This is a genomic window from Streptomyces cacaoi, assembly GCF_006539165.1.
GTDB classification, from domain to species: domain Bacteria; phylum Actinomycetota; class Actinomycetes; order Streptomycetales; family Streptomycetaceae; genus Streptomyces; species Streptomyces cacaoi.
The window spans coordinates 321,639-347,406 of sequence record NZ_BJMM01000003.1 but is presented as its reverse complement, the minus strand read 5'-3'; the positions used below and the strand labels follow the sequence as shown (position 1 = coordinate 347,406).

The 25,768-nt window shown below is 74.4% G+C and carries 20 protein-coding genes; 12 read left to right on the top strand and 8 right to left on the bottom strand.

Features of this window, described 5'->3' with window-relative positions; translation table 11 throughout:
- Positions 1-10: 10 nt before the first annotated feature.
- The gene (locus tag SCA03_RS04845; RefSeq protein WP_141275220.1) at positions 11-2,437 is read left to right on the top strand and encodes a hypothetical protein; all 2,427 of its coding nucleotides are present in this window, start codon (positions 11-13) and stop codon (positions 2,435-2,437) included.
- A 19-nt stretch (positions 2,438-2,456) separates the two neighbouring features.
- Here the strand turns inward: SCA03_RS04845 and SCA03_RS36945 are convergent, their stop codons facing one another.
- From SCA03_RS36945 to SCA03_RS04825, 4 genes are all read right to left on the bottom strand, one after another.
- A complete protein-coding gene (locus tag SCA03_RS36945) occupies positions 2,457-4,736 on the bottom strand; it encodes a protein phosphatase 2C domain-containing protein (protein ID WP_158102347.1) in 2,280 nt (759 codons plus the stop codon).
- Positions 4,733-5,395: a vWA domain-containing protein gene (locus SCA03_RS04835; protein ID WP_230988496.1), complete on the bottom strand. Its 663-nt coding sequence runs from the start codon at positions 5,393-5,395 to the stop codon at positions 4,733-4,735. Before SCA03_RS04835 ends, SCA03_RS36945 begins: the two co-directional genes overlap by 4 nt.
- 192 nt (positions 5,396-5,587) lie before the next feature.
- On the bottom strand, positions 5,588-7,966 hold the full coding sequence (locus SCA03_RS04830; protein WP_086817677.1) for a GTPase-associated protein 1-related protein: 2,379 nt from the start codon (positions 7,964-7,966) through the stop codon (positions 5,588-5,590).
- 221 nt (positions 7,967-8,187) lie between these two features.
- Complete coding sequence (locus tag SCA03_RS04825) at positions 8,188-10,128, bottom strand: glycoside hydrolase family 127 protein (protein WP_169729681.1); 1,941 nt, start codon at positions 10,126-10,128, stop codon at positions 8,188-8,190.
- 235 nt (positions 10,129-10,363) lie between these two features.
- Here SCA03_RS04825 and SCA03_RS04820 point away from each other — a divergent pair, with 235 nt between their 5' ends.
- The 4 genes from SCA03_RS04820 (at position 10,364) to SCA03_RS04805 (ending at position 11,939) form a co-directional block, all read left to right on the top strand.
- Entirely contained in the window at positions 10,364-10,657 is a 294-nt protein-coding gene (locus SCA03_RS04820; RefSeq protein WP_030885099.1) for an ArsR/SmtB family transcription factor, read from the top strand.
- Positions 10,654-11,040 carry a VOC family protein gene (locus SCA03_RS04815; protein ID WP_086817679.1) on the top strand — a complete coding sequence of 129 codons (387 nt, stop codon included), beginning with the start codon at positions 10,654-10,656 and terminating at the stop codon, positions 11,038-11,040. The genes SCA03_RS04820 and SCA03_RS04815 overlap by 4 nt, the downstream gene beginning before the upstream one ends.
- Positions 11,041-11,101: 61 nt before the next feature.
- A complete protein-coding gene (locus SCA03_RS04810) occupies positions 11,102-11,521 on the top strand; it encodes a helix-turn-helix transcriptional regulator (RefSeq protein WP_230988480.1) in 420 nt (139 codons plus the stop codon).
- Positions 11,522-11,531: 10 nt separating this feature from the next.
- Entirely contained in the window at positions 11,532-11,939 is a 408-nt protein-coding gene (locus SCA03_RS04805; protein WP_030878370.1) for a VOC family protein, read from the top strand.
- A gap of 16 nt (positions 11,940-11,955) precedes the next feature.
- Here SCA03_RS04805 and SCA03_RS04800 read toward each other — a convergent pair whose 3' ends face one another.
- The 3 genes from SCA03_RS04800 to SCA03_RS04790 all read right to left on the bottom strand — a co-directional run bounded on the left by SCA03_RS04800 (position 11,956) and on the right by SCA03_RS04790 (position 15,143).
- Positions 11,956-13,302 carry a flavin monoamine oxidase family protein gene (locus SCA03_RS04800; RefSeq protein ID WP_086817681.1) on the bottom strand — a complete coding sequence of 449 codons (1,347 nt, stop codon included), beginning with the start codon at positions 13,300-13,302 and terminating at the stop codon, positions 11,956-11,958.
- A 223-nt stretch (positions 13,303-13,525) separates the two neighbouring features.
- Positions 13,526-14,323: a GNAT family N-acetyltransferase gene (locus SCA03_RS04795; protein ID WP_211293557.1), complete on the bottom strand. Its 798-nt coding sequence runs from the start codon at positions 14,321-14,323 to the stop codon at positions 13,526-13,528.
- 166 nt (positions 14,324-14,489) lie between these two features.
- A complete protein-coding gene (locus SCA03_RS04790; RefSeq protein ID WP_086817685.1) occupies positions 14,490-15,143 on the bottom strand; it encodes an MBL fold metallo-hydrolase in 654 nt (217 codons plus the stop codon).
- A gap of 158 nt (positions 15,144-15,301) precedes the next feature.
- Between SCA03_RS04790 and SCA03_RS04785 the strand changes: the two genes are divergently transcribed.
- Positions 15,302-15,949 carry a TetR-like C-terminal domain-containing protein gene (locus tag SCA03_RS04785; RefSeq protein ID WP_051845915.1) on the top strand — a complete coding sequence of 216 codons (648 nt, stop codon included), beginning with the start codon at positions 15,302-15,304 and terminating at the stop codon, positions 15,947-15,949.
- A gap of 13 nt (positions 15,950-15,962) precedes the next feature.
- On the opposite strand, the gene SCA03_RS04780 is transcribed toward SCA03_RS04785, so the two are convergent.
- A complete protein-coding gene (locus SCA03_RS04780) occupies positions 15,963-17,180 on the bottom strand; it encodes an alpha/beta hydrolase family protein (RefSeq protein WP_086817686.1) in 1,218 nt (405 codons plus the stop codon).
- 178 nt (positions 17,181-17,358) lie between these two features.
- Here SCA03_RS04780 and SCA03_RS04775 point away from each other — a divergent pair, with 178 nt between their 5' ends.
- From SCA03_RS04775 to SCA03_RS04750, 6 genes are all read left to right on the top strand, one after another.
- Positions 17,359-17,553: a hypothetical protein gene (locus SCA03_RS04775; protein ID WP_030878386.1), complete on the top strand. Its 195-nt coding sequence runs from the start codon at positions 17,359-17,361 to the stop codon at positions 17,551-17,553.
- 84 nt (positions 17,554-17,637) lie between these two features.
- Complete coding sequence (locus tag SCA03_RS04770) at positions 17,638-19,368, top strand: sensor histidine kinase (protein ID WP_141275219.1); 1,731 nt, start codon at positions 17,638-17,640, stop codon at positions 19,366-19,368.
- Positions 19,365-20,084 carry a response regulator gene (locus tag SCA03_RS04765; RefSeq protein WP_030885078.1) on the top strand — a complete coding sequence of 240 codons (720 nt, stop codon included), beginning with the start codon at positions 19,365-19,367 and terminating at the stop codon, positions 20,082-20,084. Before SCA03_RS04770 ends, SCA03_RS04765 begins: the two co-directional genes overlap by 4 nt.
- A gap of 346 nt (positions 20,085-20,430) precedes the next feature.
- The gene (locus tag SCA03_RS04760; protein WP_030878394.1) at positions 20,431-21,213 is read left to right on the top strand and encodes an ABC transporter ATP-binding protein; all 783 of its coding nucleotides are present in this window, start codon (positions 20,431-20,433) and stop codon (positions 21,211-21,213) included.
- Positions 21,214-21,268: 55 nt separating this feature from the next.
- On the top strand, positions 21,269-23,842 hold the full coding sequence (locus SCA03_RS04755) for an ABC transporter permease (protein ID WP_141275218.1): 2,574 nt from the start codon (positions 21,269-21,271) through the stop codon (positions 23,840-23,842).
- 213 nt (positions 23,843-24,055) lie between these two features.
- Positions 24,056-25,435 (top strand): hypothetical protein, encoded by a 1,380-nt coding sequence (locus tag SCA03_RS04750; protein ID WP_174864479.1) that lies wholly within the window; start codon positions 24,056-24,058, stop codon positions 25,433-25,435.
- The last annotated feature ends 333 nt before the right edge of the window (positions 25,436-25,768 follow it).

The following is a 25,768-nucleotide window of genomic DNA, read 5'->3' as shown; positions in this document are numbered from 1 at the left end:
ACCGACCGGCGTGGGGACATGGCAGCCGGGTCAGCCGGTGACGGCGGACAGCACGCCTCCGCTGCCCGCGCTGCCGCAGTCCCCCGCGATGCGCGGCTACGCCGAACTGGCCCGCCGCGTCGAGGCGTTGGGCTTCCGGCATCTGGCCGAGGTACTGCGCCCGCCGGCCGCGGCCACCGCCTCGCCGCTGTTCTCGTTCAGCCCGTCCGTCCAGGGCGACGACGGTTTCCTCGTCCTCGACGGCCTGTGGTTCCCCGCACGCGGTGGCCTGTGGCGCCGGATGGACCTGGGCTGTCTACGGGAGACGGGCCGCCGCTGGGCCGCCTCGGGCGACCCGCGCGCCGTCGACGTCGCCGCCGTCCTGGACACCCTGGAGACCGTGCTGCGGGACGACGCGGCGGGGCTGCGCCGCATCGTCCTGTGGCAGCTGTGCTGTCTGCTCCAGGACGGCGGGAAGCCGCCGGACGCCGAGCGGGCGGCGCAGCTCGGTGTGCACCGGCTGGAAGCCACGCTGCTGGCGCGTGCCGTGGCGGAAGGCTTTCCCGGGCCCGGCGCCGGGCGGGACGCGGCGGAGGAGATCTGCGAGGTGTGGCCCGGCCACCGGCTGCGGCACGCCCTGGCGCTGGCCGCCCGACTGCCCGCTGACCCGGCGGACCACGCGCTGGCCCGCGTCCTGCGGGGGCTGCGTGCCGAGGCGGACGAGACGGAACGGCTCCGGCGAGAGGCGGCGGCCCTGCGCTCGCAGGGGCGTGCGCGCGCGTGCGCCGCGGCCTGGCTGGCCGTCGCCCGGCGCGCGGCGGACGACCCGGCAGCCCGCACCGGACTGCTGGGCGCCGCAGCCGACGCCGACCCCGACACCGGTACCGACATCGACACCGGAACCGGCACCGTCTCCGATCCCGGCATCGGCACGGGAACCGGAATCGCGACCGCGACCGCGGCCGGAATCGCGGCCGGAGCCGGGACAGGCACCGGAACGGGGACCGGGAGCGGCACCAACTCGCCTCCTCCCAGGGCGCGTTCACGGGTGAGCGCCACGGTCGAGGACCGTACGGTCCGGCTGCGCTGGGATCCGCCGGTGGCGACGACGCCCGGCGCGCGCCGCCGGATCGCCGCGTTCACCTACCGCGTCTTCCGGTTCCCCGAGGGCGCGCCGCACGAGGCGGTCGAGGTACCGGTGACCGAGGGTGCGGCCACGGCGGTGGATCCGGCCGTGCCCGCCGGGTACTGGCGCTACGCCGTGCTCCCCGAGCTCGCGGGGCGCGCCGCCTGTGTGCCGAGGACGACGGCTCCGGTGGCGCTGGCGCCCCCGCCGGGGCAGCTGTCCGGGGTGGCGGTGCCCGACGGTGTCCGGCTGCGCTGGCGTGCCGACGAGGCGGCCGTGGAGGTCCGCGCGGTGCGGCTGGCGGGCCCCGGGCTCCCCGCCGCGGAGCTGCTCTGCGGCCGTGCCGGCGCGGTGGACCGTCCGCTGCCGCCCGGCATGTACCGGTACGCGGTCTCCTGCTGCTACCGGGCACCGGACGGCGGTCAGTTGTGGTCCGGGACGCGCACGGTGACGGTGCACGCGCCGGTGTGGCCGTCCCCCGTTCGGGAGCTGACCACCCGGCGGACCGCGGACGGTGTGCACATCAGCTGGAGCCCGCCGCCGCGCGGTCGTGGGCGGCTGGTGCGCTGGCGGGGACAGCCGGTCGCCGCGGGCGAGGACGTGACGGCGCTCCTCTTCCCCGACGGTCCGCGCGACGAACAGGACCACGGCAACGGCGACGGTCACGACCACGGCGACGGTCATGACCACGGCGACGGCAACCGGCCGGACGATCCGCCGCGGTGGCCCTCGCCCGGCACCCCGCACGGGAGTCCCCAGGAGAGCCCGGACGGCGTCCCCGAGGTGCACGGGCCGGACTGTGCCGAGATCACCGTTCCGCCGCGTGCCTGGGCGCGGATGACGGCGGTCAGCGTTCTGGAGGGGCGTGCCGTCGCGGGGGCGAGCGTCGTCGTCGAGCACCCGGGCACGGTCACGGGGCTGGTCGCGCGGCGGCTGGACGCGGGCCGCGCCGAGGTGCGGTTCGTCTGGCCGGAGCCGACGGTGCTCGTCGTGCTGCGTGCGCGGGCGACCGGGCCGGGCGGCGGGCACACCGAGCGCCGGGTGTCGCGCAGCCGCTTCCTCGCCGACGGGCGTGCCGCGTTGGCGGTGTCCGCGGACGAGCAGCACATCACCGTGGCGCCGCTGCCCCGGCCGGACGCGGTCGTCGTCGCCTCGGGCGCCGCCGAGGCGCTGCTGCCCGCGGTGCCGGCGGCGCCTCCGCCGCCGGTGGGGCCCGCACCGGCGGCGGGGAAGCTCCGCCGGCTGCGGGCACGCCTGGCGCGCGCCGTGCGGCCCCGCCGGTGGCGGAGGCACCGCCCGGCGGGCGCCCACCGCGCCCGACGTCGCATCTGACGGGGCGCGCCGCCCGCGGCTACACGCGGACCTGCGCTTCCGTGCCCCCGCCGAACTCCAGCAGCAGCCCCGGCCGGAGCGCCGCCGTGCGGCCGGGCGCCACGTCCTGCACCGTGCCGTCGTCCAGCCGCACGGTCCACACGGTGCCGGAGCGGTTGGTCAGCCCGTAGCGGCCGGGCTGCTTGGGGTGTTCGGTCACCTCGCCGACGACGTCGGTGAAGTCGTGCCGGGGCGGGTCGTCGGCCAGGTGGTGCGCGTACACCTTGGCCCGCGGGCCGAGCAGGACGGAGCGTGCGACGCGCAGCCGGCCCGTGGTGAGCGCCAGCGTCGGCGGCAGCCGCAGGGTGTCCCCGCAGTCCCAGCAGCGGGGCGGCCGGCCGCCGGGCTGGGTCATGTTCTGCTGGCCGCAGGTCGCGCACGGGGCGATGGAGTCGAGGACGGTGCTCAGCGCGTCCCGCCACTGCGTCTCGCGGACACGGGCTCCCGGGTCGGCCAGCCCCTGGGTGAACGTCTTGACGAACAGCGTGCGCAGGACCTCCGGCAGGAGCTCCCAGGCGTCGAGGACCCCGGGCTGCTCGTCGGGGTCGGGCCGGTTGTCGGAGCGGGACGGATCGAAGAGGAACACCGGTTCGCTGCCGTACAGCTGCCGTTTGGCGGCCTCGTCCATGCAGCGGATGCGCAACGCCCGTGCGCCCTCCAGCGGATGGTGGTTGACGAGCAGCAGGAACAGCAGCACCGCGAGGGAGTGCAGATCGCTCTGGATGCCGGGCTGTGCGCCCTTGTCGCCGCGTACCAGCTCGGGCGCCATGAAGTCCATCGTCCCGGCGACGGCGGCCGTCTCCCCCTCCACCACCGCGTTGTCGTTGTCGCAGACCAGCACGTCGCCCGTGGCGGGGTCGAAGAAGATGTTGCCCCAGTTGATGTCGCGGTAGGCGATGCCCTTGGAGTGCAGGGTGCGGTACGCCTCCACGGTGTGCAGCGCGGCCGTCACCAGGCTGCGCTGGGTGGTGGCGCGGACGGAGGCGTCGCGCCGGAACAGCGCCGGCAGGTCGCGGAAGCGGTCGGGGCGGACCTCCATGAGGTAGCCGAAGCCCTCGTGCGGCGTCCGCGGGTCGAGCACCACGGCACGCGGCCACAGGAATCTGTCGTCGTGCCAGCCGCGTCCGATCAGTCCTTCCAGGATCTGCCGCTGCCGGTCGTCGGCGAGCTGCGGGTAGTACCACTTCAGCGCGCGGTCGCCGTCGGGCGTCTCCACCCGGTAGACCTCGCCCTGCCCGCCCGAGCCGAAGAGTTCGGCGACCTTGACCTGCTCCCCCGACTCGGCCATCAGGATCTGCCCGGCCTCCAGCATGCCGTTCACCATCGTGTTCCTCTCGTGTTCCGGCCGGGCACCGCCTGCTGCCCGGGAATGCGCGCGCCGGCGCGGTGGGCGGAGGGCCGCCACCAGTGTCGTGTCGTCGCCGGAGTAGCCGGCCGCGCGGCCCAGCCACTCCGGGAGCTGTTCCTGGACGGTGCGGGCCCCGTGCTCGGCGGCCCGTTCGACGACTCCCTTGGCGAAGTCCTGGAACCCGGCGTCGTCGGCGAAGCTCTTGGCGAGCCCGTCCGTGGACAGCAGCACGGCCGGGGGTTCGGCGGCGCCGGGGAACGCCTGCCAGTGCAGCCGCACCAGCCGTCCTGCCTCCGGCTGGCACAGGGAGTCCGTCTCGTCGCCGAGGTCGGGTCCGGTGGACAGCGGGGTGCGGACGGTTCCGCGCTCGTCGACGAGGACCACGTCGCCGTCGCCGAGCTGCCAGCACACCAGCAGGTTCGCGGTGACGACGGCGCCGACGAGGGTGCTGCCGTAGGGCGTGAACCGGGCGGCGGGTGTGTGCCCGCTCTGTTCGGGGCGCGGCGGGAGCCGGCCGTCCGCCGGGGCGTTGCAGTCGGCCAGGAGGGCGCGGCGGCGCCAGCGGCCGACCAGCTGCCGGGGCAGGGCCCGGGCGGCGTCGCGCAGCTCGCGGTAGCCGGTGCCCGCGCCGTCCAGCGCGATCGCGCGGTGCGCGAACTCGCCCGCGCACCGTGCGAATTCCTCGACGGCCCAGCGTGCGCCCTGTTCGCTGCGGAAGTGTGCCGCCGAGCCGTGGCCGTCCGCGACGGCGAGCACGACGGCCTGCCCGCCCCCGGGGGACGAGACATGGCAGGCGTCCTGGTTGACCTTCTTGCCCAGGCCCTTGACCCGCTGGCGCAGCACGCACCAGTCGCCGGACGCTTCCCCGGCGGGTACGGTGGGCGGGCCGGGGGCCGCCTCGGCGGCGCTCACCAGACGACGCCGTCGTCGCTCTCGACCCGCGTCTTGGTCATCATGGGCGGCATGGCGGGCTGTTCGGTGCCCTGCTTGGGCGACGAGGCGGCCTTCACGGCGACGGTGGAGGCCCACCGGATGGCGCCCGCCAGCTGACGCGGGCTGTTGGCCTCCAGGATCGGCAGCTCGGGGTTGCCCAGGAACTCCTGGAGCATGGCCTTGTCGGCGTCCGCGCCGATCGCCACGGCGACGCGTACGGCGCGCTTGCCCCACGGGGTGGAGTTGAGCGCCCGCAGCCCGGCCCGCCAGTCGTCCATCGGCTGCCCGTCCGAGACGAGCGCGATCGCCGGGCGCATGGCGCGCTGCGGCATGGGCGGGGTCTCCAGCGCGCCGGCCGCCAGCCGGAAGGCCGCGCCCATGTCCGTGCCGCCGTAGGTGGTGAGGTCCCGCCAGGTGAAGTCCTCCACCGGCGTGGGCTCGTCGATGTGCCAGGTCGCCCCGCTCCCGAAGGAGATGGCGCGGACGAGCAGCGAGGCGGCGGCATTGTCCTTGGCGGCCTGCTGCATCTCGGGAATGGCTTCCCTGATGGCGAAGTTGAGCTCGCCGATCTTTCCGTTGACGCTCATGGAGCCGGAACAGTCCAGCAGCCAGATGAAGTGCACCTCACGCTTGGCCATCGGCCCCCCGGGAATCCCGGGGGTGTGTGACGTCCGGGTCTCCTGCGCGTCGTTGCTGTGGTCGGTCACGCTGATCTTCCCCCGATTGCGGTACGGGTCAGGTCCATGGGATGAGTGGGTGCCGTGGTCCGAACTCGACGCACAGCAAGCTTAGTTGAGCATGTCGGCGACCGGCTGTTCGTCGGCCGCGCTTCATCTGCGTATCCGGGCGAGCCACTTGTTCCATGCCTCTTCCCAGGTGTGCCCGTGGTCGTGGCGCAGCCGCGCGGCCACGGCGGCGAGCCGGGCGTCGTCCATGTGCCGTGCCGCGCGGCCGAGCACCTCCTCGCACAGGTTCTTCGCCATCCGCTCCCAGTGGGCCGTGCGCTGCTCGTCGGCGTGGAACCACAGGTGGAAGAGGGAGGCGGTCCGCACATGGTTGCCGGCGAGCGTGATCAGCTGGTCGGCCGAGTCGTAGTGCCGCCGGACACATCTGCCGTACTCGGTCACCACCGCCTCCTCCGCCTGGCACACGAGGTAGCGCATGGCCTGCGGCTCCCGGGCGAGGTCGGTGCGCGCCAGCCACACGGCGAGGTTCCGCGCGGTGTGCTCGTCCACCGCCGGTGTGAGGGGTGCCGCCTGGCGGCGCAGCCGTGGGACGGTGTGCACGGCCTCGCGCAGGGAGATCCGTCCTTCCGCCAACGCCGGTACGGCCACGAGGAGTTCGGCCGTGGCGCGTACCCGCGGGTCCAGTCCGAGTGCCGTACGCAGCCGGGTGGCGGTGTCGAGGAGCAGCGGGTCGAACCGGTCGGGGTCGGTCAGCCAGGCGCCGAGCGCTTCACCGCCGCCGGCCTGGAGCAGCAGCAGCGAGTCGCAGGCGCCCAGCAGCGTGGGCACCTCCGTCCTGTCGGGACCGCCGTCCGGCCAGACGAAGGCCCACAGCTCCCGTACGGTGCGCGCGTCACCCCGGCCGCCGGGCACGGCCTCCCGGGCGGCGAGCGCCGCGAACAGCTCACCGCCGGCCGGGCCGTCGCCGGGGGCCGGGTGCCGGGAGCGCAGCTGGACGGTGGCCACGGCGAACCGCACGGCGAGCGGCGCGTACTCCAGGCGGCGCTCCAGCCAGGTGCCCTGCGGCCGGGCGGCGGCGAGCGCGAGCAGATCCTCCACCCGGCGCCGGCGCTCGGGCCCGGGGCCGGACGCGGGCGCGCCGAGCCGGTCGAGCACCCGCCGGTCCAGCGCGGGGTCGGCCAGCCGGTCGAGCAGCGCGACGGCCTGTGCGCCCTGGCCGGGGTCGGGCAGCGCCGCCGCGACGGCGTCCGCGCCCCGGTCGACGACGTCCATGCCGAGGAAGAGCGCCAGTTCCAGCGGCCCCGCCCAGGCCGGGACCGGTCCGCTCAGACGCTGCGCGAGGTCCTTCTCGACCCGCGGGCCCCAGGTGTCGCGCAGTTCGGCGCGCAGCCGGCGGCGTGCGGCGTCCGACAGGGGGATGCCGCCGAGGTCCTCCTCGCGGGGGAGCACACCGTCCGCGTAGGCGCGCGCGTACCGGCGTCGGGCCAGCGCGAGGGCGAGCGGTTCCACGATCGCCTCGCCGGCGCCGCTGTCGTGCAACTCGCGGCACACCGTGGCCAGTTGGCGGATGCCGGGGCTGCCGCCGCCAGGTGCCGGCCCGGCCGCCCCGGTCAGCCGCTCGACGAGCGCGGCCAGCACGCCGGCCGCCGAGGCGGCCTGCCACAGCCCGGCGTCCCGGAGTACCTGCGGCGGCAGGACGTCCCCTTCGGCGGTGAACGGCTCGTCCAGTTCCAGCACCTGCCGCCACAGGGGTGCGAGGGCGAACGGTCCGGCGCCGTCCGCCGCCGGCTCCGGCGGGACGCCGGCCAGCCACAGCCGGGCGGTCAGCCGCGCCCACCAGTCGTCCCGGCCGTCGCCCGGCGGGCTGCCGGGGCCGCCGAGCCCGTCGTGCACGCGGTAGAGGTGGGCGAGGGTCTCGGGGTCCTCGCGGTCGAAGTCGGCCTCCGGGCCGATGCCGAGGATCTGCTGGGGCGCGTCGTGGGGCCGCGTGGTGCGGGTGACGAAGGTGAGGGCACGCGCGTACGGGCCGGGCAGTGAGGCGCAGGCGAGGGCGATCCAGTGCTCGACCGTGCGGGGGTCCGCCTCAGCGAGCACGAGCGGGCGCCCCGCGGGGGAGCCGAACAGCCGCCGCACGTCGGTGAGGAACGGGACGAGGCGCGCGGCGTTCCCGCGGGCGAGGTCCGCGCTCGCCGTACCGGCGCGCCGCGCGGTGTCCCTTCTGCCGCGCGCCGGTGTGTGCCAGGCGTCGACGGGCAGCGGCCCGTCCGCCGGCTCCGGGGCGCCGGCGGGCAGATGCAGCGCCTGCACGCGTCCGTCCCCAGCGCGGCACAGCAGCCGGCCGCCGTCGGGCAGCCGGCTGAAGCTCAGGGCGCCGGGCGCCGCGCTGACGCCGATCAACAGCTCGATCTCGTCGCGGAGTTCGTCCGGTACGTCCGGCGCCCCCGCTCCGGGGTCGGCGAAGACCTCATCCGTCGCGGCCCCTTCGCCGACGCGGTAACTCAACTGCCGGGTCTGCACGCCCATATGCCCCGTGAAGCCTCTCGCGTTCCCCCGGTGCGGCACACGGCGTACCGCTCCTGTCCGTCCGTGCGTGGCCGGGCGGCGCGCCGCCGGGCCCGCCGTCACGGAGCAGCATTGTCACCGACCGGACTCCCCCGGCGCAGCCGCTCGCCGACTTCGGCCACGGACGGCACGTGCCGCGTGCATACCGCGCGGCGCGCACCGCCGCCGGGGGCCGGGTGGGATCAGGGGATCCGCCAGTAGACCACGTACCGCTCGTGGTGGGTGCGGGCCACCGGGAGCAGGGTGACGGTCCGGCCGTCGGCGCGTGCGGTGAAGCGCAGCCGGTCCCCGTCTTGCGCGTGCACCGACGCGGGGTCGAGCACCGGCATGGGCATCTCCTCCTCGCCGGTGCGCGGTCCGTACTGTCCGGCCAGGACGACGGGCCCGTAGCAGACGGCACGCACCCGGGGGTCGTCCGGCGCCGCCTCCAGACGCAGCCGCATCGGCAGCCGCATCCGCACCCGGTCACCCGCGCGCCACTCGCGGGCGGGCACGGTGCACCAGCTCCCGGCGGGGACGGGCTGCTCCGGCTCGTCGTTCACCCGCACCCGTGCGCCCTCGGCCCAGCAGGGGACGCGCAGATGGAGGGCGTGCCGGGCGCTGCCGGAGCGCACGGTCAGGGTGGTGCCGGGCTCGTCGGGGAAGCGGGTGTGCTGTTCCCAGACGATGCCGTGGGCGCGCCAGGTGAGCCGCGCTGGCAGGAACAGGCCGACCAGCAGGGCGCTGTCGTCGGCCGCCCGGGAGAAGACGGTGTCGGCGAACTTGGCGTGGGTCTCCATGCCGGTGCCGTGGTCGCAGGAGAAGTTGTCGTAGTCCGTGGAGTACGCCTCGGGGTCGTCCCCCATGAAGTCGGGCTGTGCCTTGTAGGCGCCCGGCTGGAGGCCGGTGTAGTAGAGGTTGAACCCGTGGGCCGAGTCGGGGTCCTGTTCGCCGAGCATCTGGTTGAACAGGGTGCGCTCGTAGTGGTCGAGCAGGTGCGTGCGCCGCGGGGAGCGGAAGTGCAGCAGCCTGGTGAGCTTGAGCATGTTGTAGCTGTTGCAGTTCTCGCAGGTGGTGGGCCCGAGTTGGGACGCGATCGCGTCGGGCGCGTGGAACAGCTCCTCGTTGCTGTTGCCGCCGATGACATAGGTGTGGTGCGCGGTGACGATGTGCCAGAAGTTCTCCGCGATACGCCCGTAGGCGGCGCCCCGGCCCTCCTCGTGGAGCCGCTGCGCCCCGATCACCTTGGGTATCTGGGTGTTGGCGTGCAGCCCGTCGAGCCGGTCCGCACCGCGCTCCAGGGGACGCAGGACGGCCTCGTGGGTGAAGCGCTCGGCGACGTCCAGCCGGCGGCGCTTCCCGGTGACCGCCGCGAGGTCGGTCAACACCTCGTTCATGCCGCCGAATTCGGTCTCCAGGACGCGCTGCATGTGCGCGTGCCCGAGCCGTGCGGTACGCCGGTCGACCCAGTCGGCCAGGGCCTCCAGTACCCGGAGCGCCTCCGCGTCGCCCGCCAGCCGGTACTGGTCGAGCAGCCCGGCCATGATCTTGTGCAGGGTGTAGTAGGGCGCCCACACCTTCTCCCCGTTCTCCAGCCGGTCGAAGAAGCTCTCCGGGAAGGCGGACAGATAGCCCTCGCGGTAGCCGGCCTCGGGTGCGTGCGCCTGGCACTCGGCCAGCGCGCGGACGATCCGCGCGCCCTTCTCTCGCAGTTCCCCCTCGCCGGTGGCCGCGTGGGTGAGTGCGAGGCCGGACAGCAGATGCCCGAGGCTGTGCCCGCGCAGCTCGACGTCGGGCGCCTCCCAGCCGCCGCACGGCCGGGCGTCGCTGGGCAGGCCGACGTTGCGGCGGAAGGTGTGCAGCAGCCGGTCGATGTCGACGGCGCGCAGGTAGGCCGTGTTGCGCTCCTGGTTGTCGCGGAAGGGGCCGGGGCGCAGCTCCACGTCGGTCAGCGGGAAGGGAGCGGCGGCCGGGGGCACACCGGCCCGGCCCTCTCCTTCCGGTGCCTCACCGGAGCCGGAGCCCGGGGCGGGGTTGCGGGCCGCCGCGGCCTGGCCGGTGGCGAGTGCGGCGGCCGGCAGCCCGGCGGCCGCCGCCACGACGGTCCGCCGGTGCAGGGGGTGTGAGGGTTCCTTGGCGTCCATGGCGCTGCCTCCGGTACGGGAAGGTCGGCACGCCGGCGTCCTCCTCACCGACGTGGACGGGATCCGGCAGGCACAGCTCACCGTTCGATATCTCGCACGCCATCCGGTATCCCGTTCGCCGCGCAAGGTAGTCCGCTCCCCCGGCACGTCAAGGGCCCGCGCACCCCCGCACACCCGGACCGCCCACCGCCCCCACGGATTGATAGGCAAGTGCCGACTTGCCTATCGTGGGCACGTGACGGACGATGTCTTCAAGGCGCTGGCCGACCCGACCCGCAGGCGGATCCTCGACGAGCTCGCGGAGCGGGACGGACAGTCGCTGTTCGAGATCTGTACGCGGCTCACCACCCGGCACGGGCTGGGGCTGACGCGTCAGGCGGTCAGCCAGCACCTCGCCGTGCTGGAGTCCGCCGGCCTGGTCCGCACCCGGCGGGAGGGCCGCTACAAGTTCCACGACCTCGACATCCGGCCACTGGAGCGCGTCGTCGCCCGCTGGCTGGGGCACGACGAACCGGAGACCGGAGCATGAAGATCAATCTGACGAGCGTCTACGTCGACGACCAGGACAAGGCGCTGCGCTTCTACACCGAGGTGCTCGGCTTCCTGAAGAAGCACGAGATCCCGATCGGCACCGACAAGTGGCTCACGGTGGTGTCGCCCGAGGACCCGGACGGCACGGAACTCCTGCTGGAGCCGGACGGCCACCCCGCGGTCCGGCCGTACAAGGAGGCCCTCGTCCAGGACGGCATCCCGCTCGCCTCGTTCGCGGTGGACGATGTGCACTCCGAGTTCGTCCGGCTGCGCGAGCAGGGGGTCCGGTTCACCCAGGAACCGCTGAAGATGGGCCCGGTCACCACGGCCGTCTTCGACGACACCTGCGGCAACCTGATCCAGATCCAGCACAGCGCGTGACCGCCGCCGCACAGGCCCGCGGCACCGCGGCGGTGTCGGCGGGCCGTGCGACGCTGGACGGGTGAACCTGGACGACCTCGTCCGGCTGCGCCGGGCCCGCGACATGATGGACCGCGACTACGCGGCGCCGCTCGACGTCCCCGTGCTGGCCCGCTCGGCCCTCATGTCGCCCGGCCACTTCTCCCGCAGCTTCCGCGCCGCCTTCGGCGAGACGCCGTACAGCTATCTGATGACGCGGCGGATCGAGCGGGCCAAGGCGCTGCTGCGCCGGGGCGATCTGTCGGTGACGGAGGTCTGCTTCGCGGTCGGATGCAGCTCGCTGGGGTCGTTCAGCTCCCGGTTCACCGAGCTGGTCGGCGAGAGCCCCAGCGCCTACCGGGCCCGCCCGCACGACGAGAGCGCCGCCGTCCCGCCCTGTCTCGCCATGGTCCACACCCGGCCGGTCAGGATCGGAGAAGCGCGGCGGAGCCCCCGCCCGTAGCGTGAACCCCATGAACATCAAGGTTTCCACCTGCTTCATCGCCGTCGACGACCACGACAAGGCGCTCGCCTTCTACCGGGACGTGCTCGGCCTGGAGGTCCGCAACGACGTGGCCTACGAGGGGATGCGCTGGGTCACCCTCGGGGCGCCCGCACAGCCCGAGGTGAGCATCGTCCTCGAACCGCCCCTCGCGGATCCGAACGCCTCCCCCGCCGACCGGCAGGCCATGGCGGAGCTCCTGGCGAAGGGCCTGCTGCGTGCGGTCCTCTTCGACACCGACGACTGCGACGCCACCTTCGAACGCATCCGGGCGGCCGGCGGCGAGGTCCTCCAGGAGCCGGTCGACCAGCCCTACGGCGTCCGCGACTGCGCCTTCCGCGACCCGGCGGGGAACATGCTCCGGTTCATCCAGCGCTGAACGGCGCCCGCGCCGTTCATCCAGTGCTGGACGGCGTCCGCGCGGCGAGCACGTCGCGGGCGGCCCGCAGTCCGGACTCCACGGCCCCGTCGAAGTAGCCGTTCCCGTGGACGGCGGTCTCCGTGCCCGCCCAGTGCAGCCGCCCCTCCGGCGTGTGCAGCAGACCGCCGAACGCGGTCCGGCCGCCGGGCGCGAAGTGCGCCGAGAAGCAGCCGCGCGTCCACTCCTGGGCCAGCCAGTCGTGGGTGATGAACTCCTGCGGCTGCCGGGCGCGTTCACCGAAGAGCGCGCCGAGCCGCTCGGTGACCGCCGCCTGCCGTTCCTCGGGGCTGCTCCGGCGCAGGGCCACGGCCTCGTCGCCGTAGGCGAACGCGGTCAGTACCGCTCTCGGCGCTCCCGGCGGCGTGTTGTCGACGGTCTCGGTCAGCACACCGGAGTCCGACGTGGACAGCCCGGAGAGCCCGTCCGCACCCCAGAAGGGCTCCGGATAGACGGCGTGCACCTTCAACGCCGTGCCCGCGGCCTGCCGTTGCAGCGCCCCGGCACGCAGCGCGCTCAGCGGCGGGTCGTGGCGCAGCTGCCCCGCGAGGACCGGCGGCAGCGCGATGACGGCATGTGCGGCCGGGTACGCGGCGAGCCGGGTCACCACGCGCACACCGTCGGCGCCGTGCTCGACACCCACGACCGGTTCGCCCAACCGCAGTGCGCCCGGCGGCAGTTCGTCCGCCATGCGCTCCGCGATGTGCTGGGCCCCGCCGACGATCCGGGTCTCCTGTGCCCCGCCGCGGTAGCCGAGCAGCGCGTCGACGCCTCCGCCGGAGGCCACGTAGAACAGCGTCTCCAGGAGCGACGTCTCGGCGGGGCTGCCCGCGAGGAGCCCGCCCGAGATCACCCGTCCCACGTACCGCTGCGCCTGCTCCGGGTGGCCGGAGGCGGCCAGCCAGGACGCGAAGGTCTGCCGGTCGGCGGCGGTGGCCTGCTCCGCCGCCCAGGGGCGCTCCGGCGGGACCTGCCGGCTGAGGGCGTCGATCTCGGCGAGGAGCCGGCCGGCCTCGGCGGGCACGTCCGTGCGCCGTTCGCCGCCGTAGTCGACGACGGGGTCGCCGTGTTCCGGTGTGGGGTAGGTGTCGATGCCGAAGTGCCGGACGAGTTCCCCGATACGGGTCTGGGCGGGGCCGATCCACTGGCCGCCCAGGTCGAGCTGGGTACCGTCCGGCAGGAACCGGGTCAGCGCCCGCCCTCCGACCCGGCAGCGTGCCTCCAGCAGCAGGATGTCGCATCCGGCCGCGTGCAGTTCGCGGGCGGCCGTGAGCCCGGCGAATCCCGCTCCGACGATCACGACGTCATGTCCGGTGGTTCCCATCGCGCCCTTCTCCGCCCGGTGTGCCTCTCGCTCCTGCCTTCGGCGGAGGCAGGCACCGGAAGCTACAGCCGGGCGGCGGCACGGCTTCCGCGACACTCCGGCGCGCGGTCCGGCCGTGGAGCATGCTGCGGATCAGGCCGTGGGTGAGGCCGTGGGTCAGGCCCGTGGGTCGGGCCGTGGATCACCGGTACGGCGGGGCACCCGTCGGGGCGGGCCGCTCAGCTCACTCCCGCAGCCCGTAGAAGTGCACGGGTGTGTTCGGCACGAAGCCGATGCGCGGATAGACGGGCGCGCCCGCGGGCGTCGCGTGGAGCGTCGCCCTGGTCAGCCCCGTGGCCCGGCCGCCCTCGTACAGCGCCTTCCTGGTGACCGCCTCGCCGTACCCGCGGCGCTGCTGGTCCGGGTCGGTGACGACGAGCGCGACGAAGAGACGGCCGTCGGCCTCCAGCGTCGCGGCTCCGGCCACCGGAACGCCGTCCCGCACTCCCAGGTAGGCGTACGCACGCTCCGTCCACAGCCGGGTGCCGACGAGCCCGTCCCTGCCGTCCTCCAACGGCATCCCGTAGGCACGGGAGTTGAGGTCCGCGTACGCCCGCAGCTGCCGGTCGGTGGTGACCCGTTCGAAGGTCAGCTCCGGGTGGTGGGGCTCGGGAAGCGGCAGCAGGTCCCCGGCCATGCCGATGCCGCGGAAGCCGTGGGCGAGCCCTGCCTTCTCGGCGGCGGAGCCCAGTGCGGCGCGGGCCTCCTCACCCAGCAGGTCCTCGAAGACCAGCAGATAGCCCGGGTGCTGCTTCGCCCGCATGAGGTCCGCCGCCCGGCACAACCGCTGCTCGACGAGCGCGGCATCGGCGCCGGTCCCGGTGAGCGCGACACAGTTCCAGAAGGCGAACCGGCAGTCGGCCCACCGGACGGCGAGGCCGGGGAGGTCGCGGACATCCGCCTCCGGGTTCCGGTCGAGCACCGCGGCTCGCCAGACCGTGGTGAGCTGCTCCAGCGATTCGACGGACTGTGCAGTTCCCATTTCCGAACCCTCCGAGGCCGAGCGGCAGCGAACCGGCCGGCCCAGAGTACGGCCTCCGGCACGCCGTCCTCTGCGTCTCTCACCCACCGGAAGGAGCCAACTTCCGGCCGCGTGGGGGGTGTTGGGAGGCACGCGACGCATGGGACGCGGGGGAAGCGGGACGGGTCTACGGCGCCGTCGTCCGGCCGGTACCGCCCGTCGGCACCTCGACGCTCTCGCCCGGCAGGAGACGCCGGATCTCGGTGCCCGTCCGGTCCGCCTCCCGGGCGAGGACGCCGTCCAGGACGTGCAGCCCCCAGTCGCTCAAAAGACCGTCGTGGACGGCGTAGGCCCGGTCGGGTGCCGTGCGGCGCAGATAGTCGATCAGCGCGGGGACCGTCAGCCACGGCGCCTGTCCTGGCACCAGCAGGGTCGGCGCCTCGACGACGGTCAGCGCGTCTCCCGGGTGGAAGACCTCGCCGTCGACCAGGAAGCCGATGTTGTCGACCGGCGGCGCGTCCGGGTGGCTGTAGTGGTGCTTCTCGCCCTTCACCGTCACCTCGAAGCCCGCGGCGGAGAAGGTGTCGCCGTCCCCGACGACGTGCACCCGGTCCCCGAACCCGTCCAGGTGCCGGGCGACACCGGGGCAGGTGTAGACGTCGGCCTCGGTGCCGCGCAGCTGCTCCGGCTCGAAGTGGTCGAAGTGTTCGTGTGTGACGAGGACGGCCTCGGCCCCCGCGGTCACGCCGCGTTCGGGAGTCATGGCTCCCGGGTCGATGACGAGCGCCCGGCCGTTCCGCTCCAGCCGTACGCACGCATGACCGAACTTGGTGATCTTCATGGGCCCACCCTGCCAACGATCCCGGCACGCGGGGCCGCCTGTTCGCCGGCGGCAGAAGCGAACGCCCAGGTCAGACGGGGGCACCCACGGGCCGGTGCCGGTGCGGGCGGCCGATGGGCGCGGCGTGCGCGGCGGTGCCGGGTCGATACCCTGACCGCATGACCACGGCCTCCTCCTCACCGGCTCCTCGACGGCGCCCCGGCGGACGCACGGCACGGACCCGCGCGGCGGTGCACGAGGCGGTGCGCAGCCTGCTCGCCGACGGCAGGACGGACCTCACGGTGCGGGAGATCGCCGAGCTGTCCGGTGTGCACGAGGTCACGATCTACCGCCGCTGGGGATCGGTCGAGACGCTCGTGCTGGACGTGGCCACGGCCCGGCTGAACGAGCAGGCGCCGTTCCCGGACACCGGCGACCTCCGCGACGACCTGCTCACCTGGGCCGGGGCCGTCGCCTCGCAGCTGCGCCGGCCCGACGGCTTCGCCTTCTTCCGCGCGCTGACCGCCGCCTTCTCACCCGCGCTCGGCGACCACGCCGACGACGACCGGCTGCGCTCGGAGGACTACGTCAGCAGCCGTGTCCTGGAGCTGCAACGGGCGCTGGACCGCGAGGCGGAGCGGGGCGGCAGCCCGCCCACCGCCGAGATGGTGCTCGATCTCGTCCTCGCGCCGCTCTATCTGCGGGCGCTGTGGGACTACGCGCCCGCCGACGACGTCGAGGTCCTCGTCGACCGGGCGCTGGCCGCCGGGCGGTCCTCACCCGGCGCCGGGACCCCGGGCCCCTCCGGCGGACGGCCCCGGGGCTGAGCCGCCGGCCGCCTCAGCGGACGACCGGGGTGCGCTCGTCGAGCCAGTCGAGCATCCTGCCCGCCGCGTAGCGCTGCGCGCCGAAGTGGCAGTGCGCGTCGGCGCCCTCCTCCTCGGTGAACCGCAGCAGCGTCTTGTCCCGCGTGGTCAGCGCGTTGTACACCTGCTCGGGCTGCCCCTCGAAGAAGAGGTCGGCGACGGCCTCGCAGATCAGCACGGCGCAGGAGACCCGCTCCGCGATCCCGCGCAGGTGGTAGTCCAGGGACCGTGCCGCGAACGCGCGCGGGGTGTCGCCGCCCATCACGAACTGCCCGTTCTCGAACGCCCAGCGGGCGCCGGGGTGTTGCCGCATGGCGGCGGCGATGGCGGCATCGGCCTCCGGCGCCGACTCCGCACGCAGGGCCCGCTCGACGGTGTCCCGGTCCCCGCCGAGGAACCGCGCGCCGAGGGCACCGAGGTCGTAGACACCGTCGTTGGCGATGACCGCCTTCAGCCGCGGCTCGTAGGCGGCGGCGCGGACGCACAGCAGCCCGCCGAGGCTGGCGCCGTAGAGGCTGATCTTCTCCGGGTCGACCTCGGGCCGGCCCAGCGCGTGGTCGATCACGGGGCCGACGACGTTCTCCCAGTCGGGCCGGAACAGCAGCCCCTGGGTGTGCCGGGTGCCGGGCTGGCCGGGGCCGTCGAAGCAGAGCACGTGGTAGCCGCGCTCCTGCGCCGCGAGCGCACCCATGAAGCGCATCTCCTCGGCCGTGCCGTCGAATCCGTTGTGCATCACGATCAGCGGCTGCCGGCCCGGCAGCGGGCTCGGGTAGAAGTAGCCGGGCAGGGTGGTGTCCTCGTACGGCACCGCGATCCGTTCGATGGTGGGGCCGGCCAGGTCCACGTAGCGGTGGAACGCTTCGACGGACCGGTCGTAGGCCGTCCGGATGCGGGGGTCGTCCGGGTCGCCGTGCAGGAAGAACTCGGCGGTGCGGTAGTAGTTCGACACGCGCAGGTAGGTGTCCCGCGCGGTGACGGTGTGGCCGCCCCGCTCCGCCTCGTCGGCCACCTTTCCCAGGCGCTCCGCGGTGCCGGCCCACTCCTCGTACCAGCTGTCGTAGTCGCCGGACTTGATCCGCCCGGCCGTGTACAGCACCTCGCCCAGGTCGGCTCCGCCGTAGGCGATGTGCCCCAGCGAGCGGAGCGTTTCGAACCAGAAGTTGTCGTTGTCGTGGAAGAAGAGCTGCTGCACGGCCGCATCCTTAATGTAAGTACACCTGCGTTAAGTGCAGTGTGGCACCGGCCGCGAATTACTGCAAGACGAGTTGCATTTAGCGTCGAGGTGCCCGCCGCCCCGCCCGCCCGCCGCCGTCTCCCCCGGCGCGGCTACACTCCGACCGCCCGGACCGTCGGACGCCAGGAGGAGCCTTGTGAGCAGTGACATCGACCGGCGCGAGCGATACGCGAGGTCGCTGTACGGCACCCTCGGGTTCAGTGCCGAGCGGCACCCCTGGGAAGGGCTCGCCCCGGCCAGGCGGGAGATCTGGTACACCCGCGCCGAGGCCGCCATGGCCGTCGCGGACGAGGAGATCGCCGAAGCGCTGCGCCGGGCGCGGCACGGCTGAACTCCCCCGCGCGCCCCCGGCCGGCCACCGGGCCACGGCACCGGGCGCACCGGGCGGGCCACCGCCAGGCCGCACAATTGAGCGATGATCACCAGCTCCCGTAGCCCCTTCACGGCATCCGGCGAGCAGGGCCGAGGACTGTGGCGCGCGCTCGCGGAAGTGCTCGGCGGCGGCCTGCTGATGCTGCTCACCCAGCAACTCGTCCACGGACTGGGCGATCCGCCGCCCGACCTGGCGCTGCTGCCCCTCGGCGCCGTCACCCTCGCCCTGCTCGCCGTACGCCGTCGCTTCCCCGTCGTCAGCCTGCTGGGCCTCGCGGTCGTCCTGGGACTGCTGCCCGCCGCCGGGCTGCCGGCCGCGGCGGCCGCCTACACGGCGGCCCGGCAGCTCACGGCCCCGCGGCGCAGGACCGCCGTGCTGTCCGGCTCGGCCGCGGCCACGGTGCTGGTCTCCGTCGCCCTCGCCCCGTCCGTCGGGCTGGGCGGCCACTCCCTCGGGTTCGCGCTCGGTACCGTGCTCGCGGCCACCACGCTGGTGGTGCCGGGGCTCGTCGGCACCTCGCGGGGACAGCAGGAGCGGCTGCTGCGGGCGTTGCGGGAACGCGCCGCCGCCGCCGAGACGGCCCGGCGGCTCGCGGAGAGCGAGTCCCGGATGCACGAGCGGTCCCGGATCGCCGCCGAGATGCACGACCTCGTCGGCCACCGGCTCAGCCTGATCTCGCTGCACACCGGCGGTCTGGAGATGGCGCTGGAGAAGGAGTCGCCCGAACTGCGCGACGAGGCGGCCCTGGTACGGCGGGCCACCGGGGACGCCATGCGGGAGCTGCGCGAAGTGCTCGGCGTCCTCGGCCCGTTGGGGCAGGACACCGGGACGGGCGCGCTGACCGACACCACGGGCACCCGCTCCGACATCGAGGCGCTGGCCGAGGAGTCCCGGCGCGGCGGCGTCCCGGTCGAACTGGCCTGGGACGGCCCGGACCTGGACGACCGCCCGGCCCAGGTGCGCCGGGCCGTGCACCGCGTGGTACGCGAGGCCCTGACCAATGTGCACCGGTACGCCGCCGGGGCGCGGGTGACGGTGGCCGTCACCCACACCGGCGACCGGGTGGACGTGCGCGTACGCAACGGGGCGCCGCCCGACGGACCGGCGGCGACCGGGCTCGGCTCGGGGCGCGGCCTCGTCGGGCTGCGGGAGCGGGTGACGCTGCTCGGCGGGACGCTGGAGGCGGAGCCGACACCCGCCGGCGGCTTCGCGGTGACGGCGCACATACCGGCGCAGCCGGACCCGGGCGCTGGAGCGGCCGGTCCGGGCGACCCGGCGGCCGCGTCCCCCTCGGAGCCGGAGCCCGGCCGGGCGGCCGCCCGGGTCCAGCGGCGCGTGGCGGACGCGCTCACCGGCTTCCTCGGTCTGGCGGGGGTGGGCGTGCTGGCGGCACTCGGGCTGCTGCTCGTCAGCGAGGCGGCCCCGCAGCCGGACCGGCCCGGGCCCGAGAAGCCGCGGGTCGGGATGGCCCGCGAAAAGGTGCTGGAGTACACGCTGCCCGACGACGGGGTGCGGGCCGCGGCGACGGGGCACGAGCCGCCGCGCTCCAAGTCGGTCACCAGCTGCATGTACCCACCGACGGAGATGGACGACTTCCGCCCGCGGAGCGCGAGGAGGGACCGCGCCGACACCGGGTCCGCCGCCCGGCCGCCGGAGGACCGGCCCGGTCGTCTGACGCTCACCCGATACTGTTTCCGTGGCCAAGTGCTGGCCACGATCGACCGTTTCACCGTGCCGGTGGTGTCCAACGCGCCACCGTGGGAGTCCCCATGAGCGAGCCGTCCGAGCCGTCCGAGCCGTCCTCCTCCGACCACCGCCCGATCCGGGTCCTCCTCGCCGACGACGAGGAGATGATCCGGCACGGGGTCCGGCTGATCCTGCGCCACGCGGAGGGCATCGAGGTGGTCGGCGAGGCCGCGAACGGCGAGGAGGCCGCGGCGGTCGCGGCGGAGACGCTCCCGGACGTGGCGCTGATCGACATCCGGATGCCGGTGCTCGACGGGCTCGCGGCGATCGAGCGGCTGCTCCGGCTGCGGCCCCGTCCGCAGGTCGTCATGCTCACCACGTTCGGCGACGAGGAGAACGTGACCCGTGCGCTGCGCCGCGGCGCCACCGGCTTCCTCCTCAAGGACGAGGGCCCCCAGGAGCTGATCAGCGCGGTACGGTCCGCCGCCACGGGCGACGCCGTCCTCTCCCCCGGCGTCACCGGCACCGTCATCGAACGCATGCTGGACGGCGGCGCCGGCGCACCGGCCGGTGGCGCGGCGGCAGCTCCCGAGGACGGGCAGCGGCTGGCGGAGCTGACCGGCCGGGAGCGCGACGTCCTCACCCTGCTCGGCCAGGGGCTCGCCAACGGCGACATCGGCGACCGGCTGGGCATCGGCGTCGGCACGGTGAAGACCCATGTCAGCGCGATCCTGGAGAAGACGGGCACGGACAGCCGGGTGCAGGCGGCGGTGCTGGCCTACCGGACGGGGCTGCTGGCCTGATCCGGGTGGGCGTGCCGGCGCGTGCTGCTCCGGTGCACCGCCGCCGTGCCGCCGTGCCGCCGGTGCGGCCGATCGGGCGTACTGCCGCGAGGCGGTAACCGCCGCCGCCGTACTGCCCGTTGACGCCGCGACCCGATGCCCCGCTCGTGCCCCGCTCGGACGGCGTCCCCGGGGCGCGCCTCTGCCGGACGGCAGAGGCCGGCCGTCTGCCCCGAGAACGAGCGGGAGCGCCGGGCCCGACCTTCGACAGGTGCCCGATCCACGCCCTGGGGCCGACGGTTCGCGACGACGGCGCACCGAGGATGACAGGCAGTCACACCGCCTTCTCCGTACCTCTGGAGCCGTCATGCCGATGCAGGCAGCCGTATCCGCTCCCGGCCGTTCCCCGGCCGGACCCGCCGCCCGCGCCGAGGGGTTGAGCAAGATCTACGGGGCGGGAGAGACCCGGGTCGTCGCCCTGGACTCGGTCTCGGTGGAGTTCGCGCGCGGCCGCTTCACGGCGATCATGGGGCCGTCCGGTTCCGGCAAGTCGACGCTGATGCACTGCATGGCGGGCCTCGACACCGTCTCCGCCGGCTCGGCCCGGATCGGGGAGAGGGAGCTGTCCGGACTGACCGACCGGCAGCTCACCCGGCTGCGCCGGGACAGCGTCGGCTTCGTCTTCCAGTCGTTCCATCTGCTGCCCACGCTGACGGCCCTGGAGAACATCACGCTGCCCCTGGCCCTCGCGGGCCGCAGGCCGGACGAGCGGTGGCTGGAGACGGTGGTGGCGACCGTCGGCCTGTCCGCGCGGCTGCGCCACCGTCCCGCACAGCTCTCCGGCGGACAGCAGCAGCGGGTCGCCGTGGCCCGCGCTCTCGTGTCCCGGCCGGAGATCGTCTTCGCGGACGAGCCGACCGGCAATCTGGACTCCCGCTCCGGCTCGGAGATCCTCGGCTTTCTGCGGGAGTCCGTACGGGAGTTGGGCCACACCGTCGTGATGGTCACCCACGACCCGGTCGCCGCCGCCCGTGCCGACCGCGTCGTCTTCCTGGCCGACGGCCGGATCACCGACGAGCTGCACGCGCCCGCCCCCGAGGACGTGCTGGAGCGGATGCGGCGCTTCGACGCCGGCGCCCGCACCGGCTGACCGGCCGCCTGCCGCGCCGACCTTCCGCCACCACCGCACCCGAACCGGGATCTCCATGCTGCGTACAGCCCTGCGCAACGTCTTCGCGCACACCGCACGACTGCTCATGACCGTCCTCGCCGTCATGCTCGGCGTCGCCTTCGTCTCCGGCACGCTCGTCTTCGGCGACAGCGTCGGCCAGGCCCTCCGCGGGGCCTCCGCCGAGAACCTCCGCGACGTCGCCGTCTCCGTACAGGCCGAACCGCGGCCGGTGTCCGACGAGGCGGCGGACGAGGGCCGGACCACGGCGCTGACCGGCAAGCTCGTCGACGAGATCCGGTCGGTGCCCGGAGTCAGGGCCGTGCACCCCGGCGTCAAGGGCACCGCGACCCTGGCCGCCGAGGACGGCCGCCCGCTGAACGCCGACAACAGCTGGCAGAACCTCGCGACCAACTACACGCCGGACAGCCCGCACGGCGAGCGGGACAGCCGCTTCCCCCTGGTGTCCGGGCGCGGCCCGTCCGCCGCCGGTGAGATGGCGCTGGACCGCCGTACGGCCGAAGAGGCCGGCTACCACATCGGCGACACCGTCCGCTTCGCCACCGACGGGCCGGCCCTCACCAAGAAGCTGGTCGGCACCGTCGAGACGGACGACCCCCGGGTGACCGCCGGCGGCACCCTCGCGCTCTTCGACACGGCGACCGCACAGCGCCTCTTCCTCGCGCCGGACCGGTTCGACGAGGTGACCGTCGCCTCGGCGCCCGGCACCGACGAGGAGCGGCTCACCCACCGGGTCCGCGCGCTGCTGCCCGACGACGGCATCACCGTCACCAGCGGCACCCGGCTCGCCGACGAACAGGCCGAGCAGATCGTCAAGAGCACCGCGTGGCTCACCAGGCTGCTGCTCGTCTTCGCCGGGATCGCACTGTTCGTCGGTGTCTTCCTCATCGCCAACACCTTCACCATGCTCATCGCACAGCGCAGCCGGGAGACGGCGCTGCTGCGTGCGGTGGGTGCCGCACGCCGCCAGGTCGTCCGCGCGGTCCTGGCCGAGGCGGGGATCCTCGGGCTGATCGCCTCGGCGGCCGGGTTCGCGCTCGGGCTCGGTATCGCCGCGGTGCTGCGGCCGCTGCTCGACGTGGGAGGCGCGGGCCTGCCGGACGGGCCCCTGGTGATCTCCCCGAGCACCGTGGCCTGGTCCCTCGCGGTCGGCGTCGGTGTGACCGTGCTCGCGGCCTGGCTGCCGTCCCGCAAGGCGGCGAAGATCGCCCCGGTCGAGGCGCTCGGCAGCGTCGACCAGGCGCCGCCGAGGCGGGGCATGGTGCTGCGCAACAGCGTCGGCGGCCTTCTCGCCGTCCCCGGTGTCCTGATCATGCTGTACGTCTCCACGCTGGACGACGGCGCCGAGACCAACCTCATGATCGCCATGTGCGGCGCGGTGCTCACCATGACGGGCCTGATCGTCCTGGCGCCGCTGCTGTCCCGTCCGCTGATCACGCTCGCGGGCGCGCTCACCACCCGGCTCTTCGGTGTGAGCGGCAAGCTCGCCCGGGAGAACGCGCTGCGCAACCCGCGCCGCACCGCCGCCACCGCCTCGGCCCTGATGATCGGGCTCACCCTGATCACGGGCATGACCGTGGCCGGCAACTCCGTCAGGACCGCCCTCGAACGGGAGGCGGTGAGCGGTCTGACCGCGGACTACCAGGTGTCCAACGCGGGCTACGACGGCATCGAACCGGCGCTCGGCAGGAAGGTCGCCGAGGTGCCGGGCGTCGCGGACGCGACACCGGTGGCCACCGCACCACTGACGGCGCGCGGCGCGGACACCACGGTCACCGGCGCGGACCCCCGGCAGCTCGGCCACGTCACCGCTCTGCACTTCAGCGCCGGATCGCTCGACGCCCTCGGCCCGGGCAAGATCGCGCTGTCCGACGAACTCGCCCGCAGGACCGGCCTGTCCACGGGCGACACCTTCCGGGGCACGCTCGGCTTCGACGACGACCGCAGAGAACTCACCGTCGTCGGCGTCTACCGGCAGACCCACGCCGTCGAGGACGCCGTGGCCACCACGGCCGACGTCCTGCCCCACGCCGAAGGCGGGAAGTTCGACAGCCTGCTGGTCAAGGCGGCGCCCGGCACCGACCCGAGCACCCTGGAACGGGACATCCGCACGGCACTCGGCAACAGCCCGCTCCTCCGGGTGCAGAACAAGGAGCAGTTGACCAAGGCGGAGTCCGGCGAGATCGACACGATGCTCAACATGATGTACGGGCTGCTCGGCATGGCCGTCGTCATCGCGGTGCTCGGCGTCGTCAACACCCTGGCCATGTCCGTCTTCGAGCGCACCCGCGAGGTGGGGCTGCTGCGGGCGATCGGCCTCGACGACAAGGGCGTCCGGCGGATGGTGCGCCTGGAGTCGGTGGTGATCTCGCTGTTCGGCGCCGTCCTGGGCATCGGCACCGGCACCTTCCTGGCCTGGGCGTGCGGCAGCCTCGCCGGGGCCTCGCTCTCCACGTACGAGACGGTGCTGCCCTGGGGCCGGCTCGGCCTGTTCCTGCTGCTCGGCCTGGCGATCGGTGTGCTGGCCGCGATCTGGCCGGCCCGGCGCGCGGCCCGGCTGAACGTGCTGCGCGCCGTCAACAGCCAGTAGCCCGGCTCGCCCGGCAGCACGGTGGGCGGCGTCCCGACACGGCCGCCGCCCACCGGTCCCGCACCGCCTCGATGGCGTTCACTGACCGGAGTGGACGCGCCCGGCCGAGGCGGCGTCCGCACCCGCGGCGTCCCGCACGGCCCGCCCCCGCGGCCCCGTGCCGGACGCCCGCGCCGTCGTGTGCACCGGCCGACGAAGGTGAGGAATCGCAGGGTGGCTGACGAGAAGACGTCCCGGGACCGCGGTACGCGGCAGGACGAGCACCGGGAGCGGGTGCTGGGCGTGATCGCCGAACCGGGCCCCGCGGAACGGCTGGCGGACAGCCTGGCCTCCGAACTGCCCCGCGCACTGGAGTCGGCGCGGAACGCGAAGAGGTCCCGGGAGGCGGCGGGCACCCGGCACGGAGAAGACGCCGGGAGTTCTCAGGAGGCCGGGGAGACCGGGGAGAACGGGGAGGCCGGGGGCGGCTCGTGGCGGGTCGAGGTCGTCCGCCGCACACTGCCGCTGGACTCCAGCGGCACCGTTCCGCTGCTGGACATCGGACGGCGGGAGCGCAACGGCCGCGACTGGGAGGCGGTCGTGGTGCTGACGGAGCTGCCACGCCGTGCCGACCACCTTCCGGTCCTCGCCGACTGCGCGCCGGAGCACCGGGTGGGCCTGGTCTCGCTCGTCGCGATGGGGGCCGTCGCGGTCCGCCGGCGTACCCGGGAGATGCTCGTCCACCTCGTCGTCGACCACCTCGCCGACGACACGGGCGGCACCGGCGCCACGGACGGGACGGCGCGGAAGGGCCGGGAGGGGGCGGCGGGCGGTACCGCCCCCTCCCGCTGCCGGGTGATCGACGAGCGGGAGGCGCGGGAGTCCTCCGAGGAGGGCGGGGCGCAGCGCGCGGTGGACGCCAACGTCCAGCTGGAGGGCCAGGGTCTGCACTTCACGCTGCCGGGGTGGCGGGGGAAGCTCCGGCTGCTCGCCGGGATGGTGCGGACGAACCGGCCGTGGCGGCTGGTGCCGTCGCTGTCGCCCGCGCTGGCCGGTTCGACGGCCGGCGCGGCCTTCGGGGTCTTCTACTCCAGCATCTGGCAGTTGGCGGACGCGTTCAGCACCGGCCGGCTGCTGGCGGTCAGCCTGCTCGCCGTCGTCGCCATGATCGCCTGGCTGGTGCTGGCCCACAATCTGTGGGAGCGGCCCCAGAACGCGGGGCTGCGCGCTTTCACCGCGCTGTACAACGCCGCCACCGTGGCGACCGTCTCCTGCGGCGTGGTCATCATGTTCGTACTGCTGTTCACGGCCACGTTCCTGGCCGCGCTGGTGATCATTCCGCCCGCGTATCTGGCCAAGACCCTGAAGCACTCGGTCGGTCCGGTCGATGTCGTCACCGTCGCCTGGCTCGCCTCCTGCCTGGGCACCGTCGTCGGCGCGCTGGGCTCCGGCCTGGCGGACGAGGAGGCGGTGCGTGGGGCGGCGTTCAGCCGCGGGGAGCGCCGGCGTCAGGACTGGCGGGCGGAGGAGGAGGCCCGGCAGGAGCAGGAGGGCGAGACCACCGAGGAGAGCGGCGGAACCGGGTCCGGCGACGGCAGCGGGTCCGGCGGCTGAACCGGCGGGGCGCCCCGCCTCGGCCCCGCTCCCCACGCGGAGCGGGGCCGAGGCGTTGCGGCAGTGATCGCCCCGCTCGGTGAATTCAGCAGGGGGACCCGTTCTCATCGGACGCATACCGACCCGGCCGTCCCCGCACCATCCGACCGCGTCTCTTGTACGCGAACCCGATCCCGATTCCCGGCGATCCCGGGTGTACGAAAAAGATTCCGCACACGTGGCAGGACCCCTTCGCGAATCACGCGGTTGGTACGCTTTCCGAATTTGCGTACGCCCGGCGCACGACCGGTCTGCGCGGGCGCCGGGCAAGCGGACCGACAAAGCCCGGCGAAG

Bases quoted from the DNA above. Each gene is read 5' to 3' on its own strand.
- SCA03_RS04835 (WP_230988496.1), bottom strand. From the start codon at position 5,395: ATGGCCAAGCGTGAGGTGCACTTCATCTGGCTGCTGGACTGTTCCGGC.
- SCA03_RS04830 (WP_086817677.1), bottom strand. From the start codon at position 7,966: ATGGGCGTGCAGACCCGGCAGTTGAGTTACCGCGTCGGCGAAGGGGCC.
- SCA03_RS04825 (WP_169729681.1), bottom strand. From the start codon at position 10,128: ATGGACGCCAAGGAACCCTCACACCCCCTGCACCGGCGGACCGTCGTG.
- SCA03_RS04815 (WP_086817679.1), top strand. From the start codon at position 10,654: ATGAAGATCAATCTGACGAGCGTCTACGTCGACGACCAGGACAAGGCG.
- SCA03_RS04805 (WP_030878370.1), top strand. From the start codon at position 11,532: ATGAACATCAAGGTTTCCACCTGCTTCATCGCCGTCGACGACCACGAC.
- SCA03_RS04800 (WP_086817681.1), bottom strand. From the start codon at position 13,302: ATGGGAACCACCGGACATGACGTCGTGATCGTCGGAGCGGGATTCGCC.
- SCA03_RS04795 (WP_211293557.1), bottom strand. From the start codon at position 14,323: ATGGGAACTGCACAGTCCGTCGAATCGCTGGAGCAGCTCACCACGGTC.
- SCA03_RS04790 (WP_086817685.1), bottom strand. From the start codon at position 15,143: ATGAAGATCACCAAGTTCGGTCATGCGTGCGTACGGCTGGAGCGGAAC.
- SCA03_RS04785 (WP_051845915.1), top strand. From the start codon at position 15,302: ATGACCACGGCCTCCTCCTCACCGGCTCCTCGACGGCGCCCCGGCGGA.
- SCA03_RS04770 (WP_141275219.1), top strand. From the start codon at position 17,638: ATGATCACCAGCTCCCGTAGCCCCTTCACGGCATCCGGCGAGCAGGGC.
- SCA03_RS04765 (WP_030885078.1), top strand. From the start codon at position 19,365: ATGAGCGAGCCGTCCGAGCCGTCCGAGCCGTCCTCCTCCGACCACCGC.
- SCA03_RS04760 (WP_030878394.1), top strand. From the start codon at position 20,431: ATGCCGATGCAGGCAGCCGTATCCGCTCCCGGCCGTTCCCCGGCCGGA.
- SCA03_RS04755 (WP_141275218.1), top strand. From the start codon at position 21,269: ATGCTGCGTACAGCCCTGCGCAACGTCTTCGCGCACACCGCACGACTG.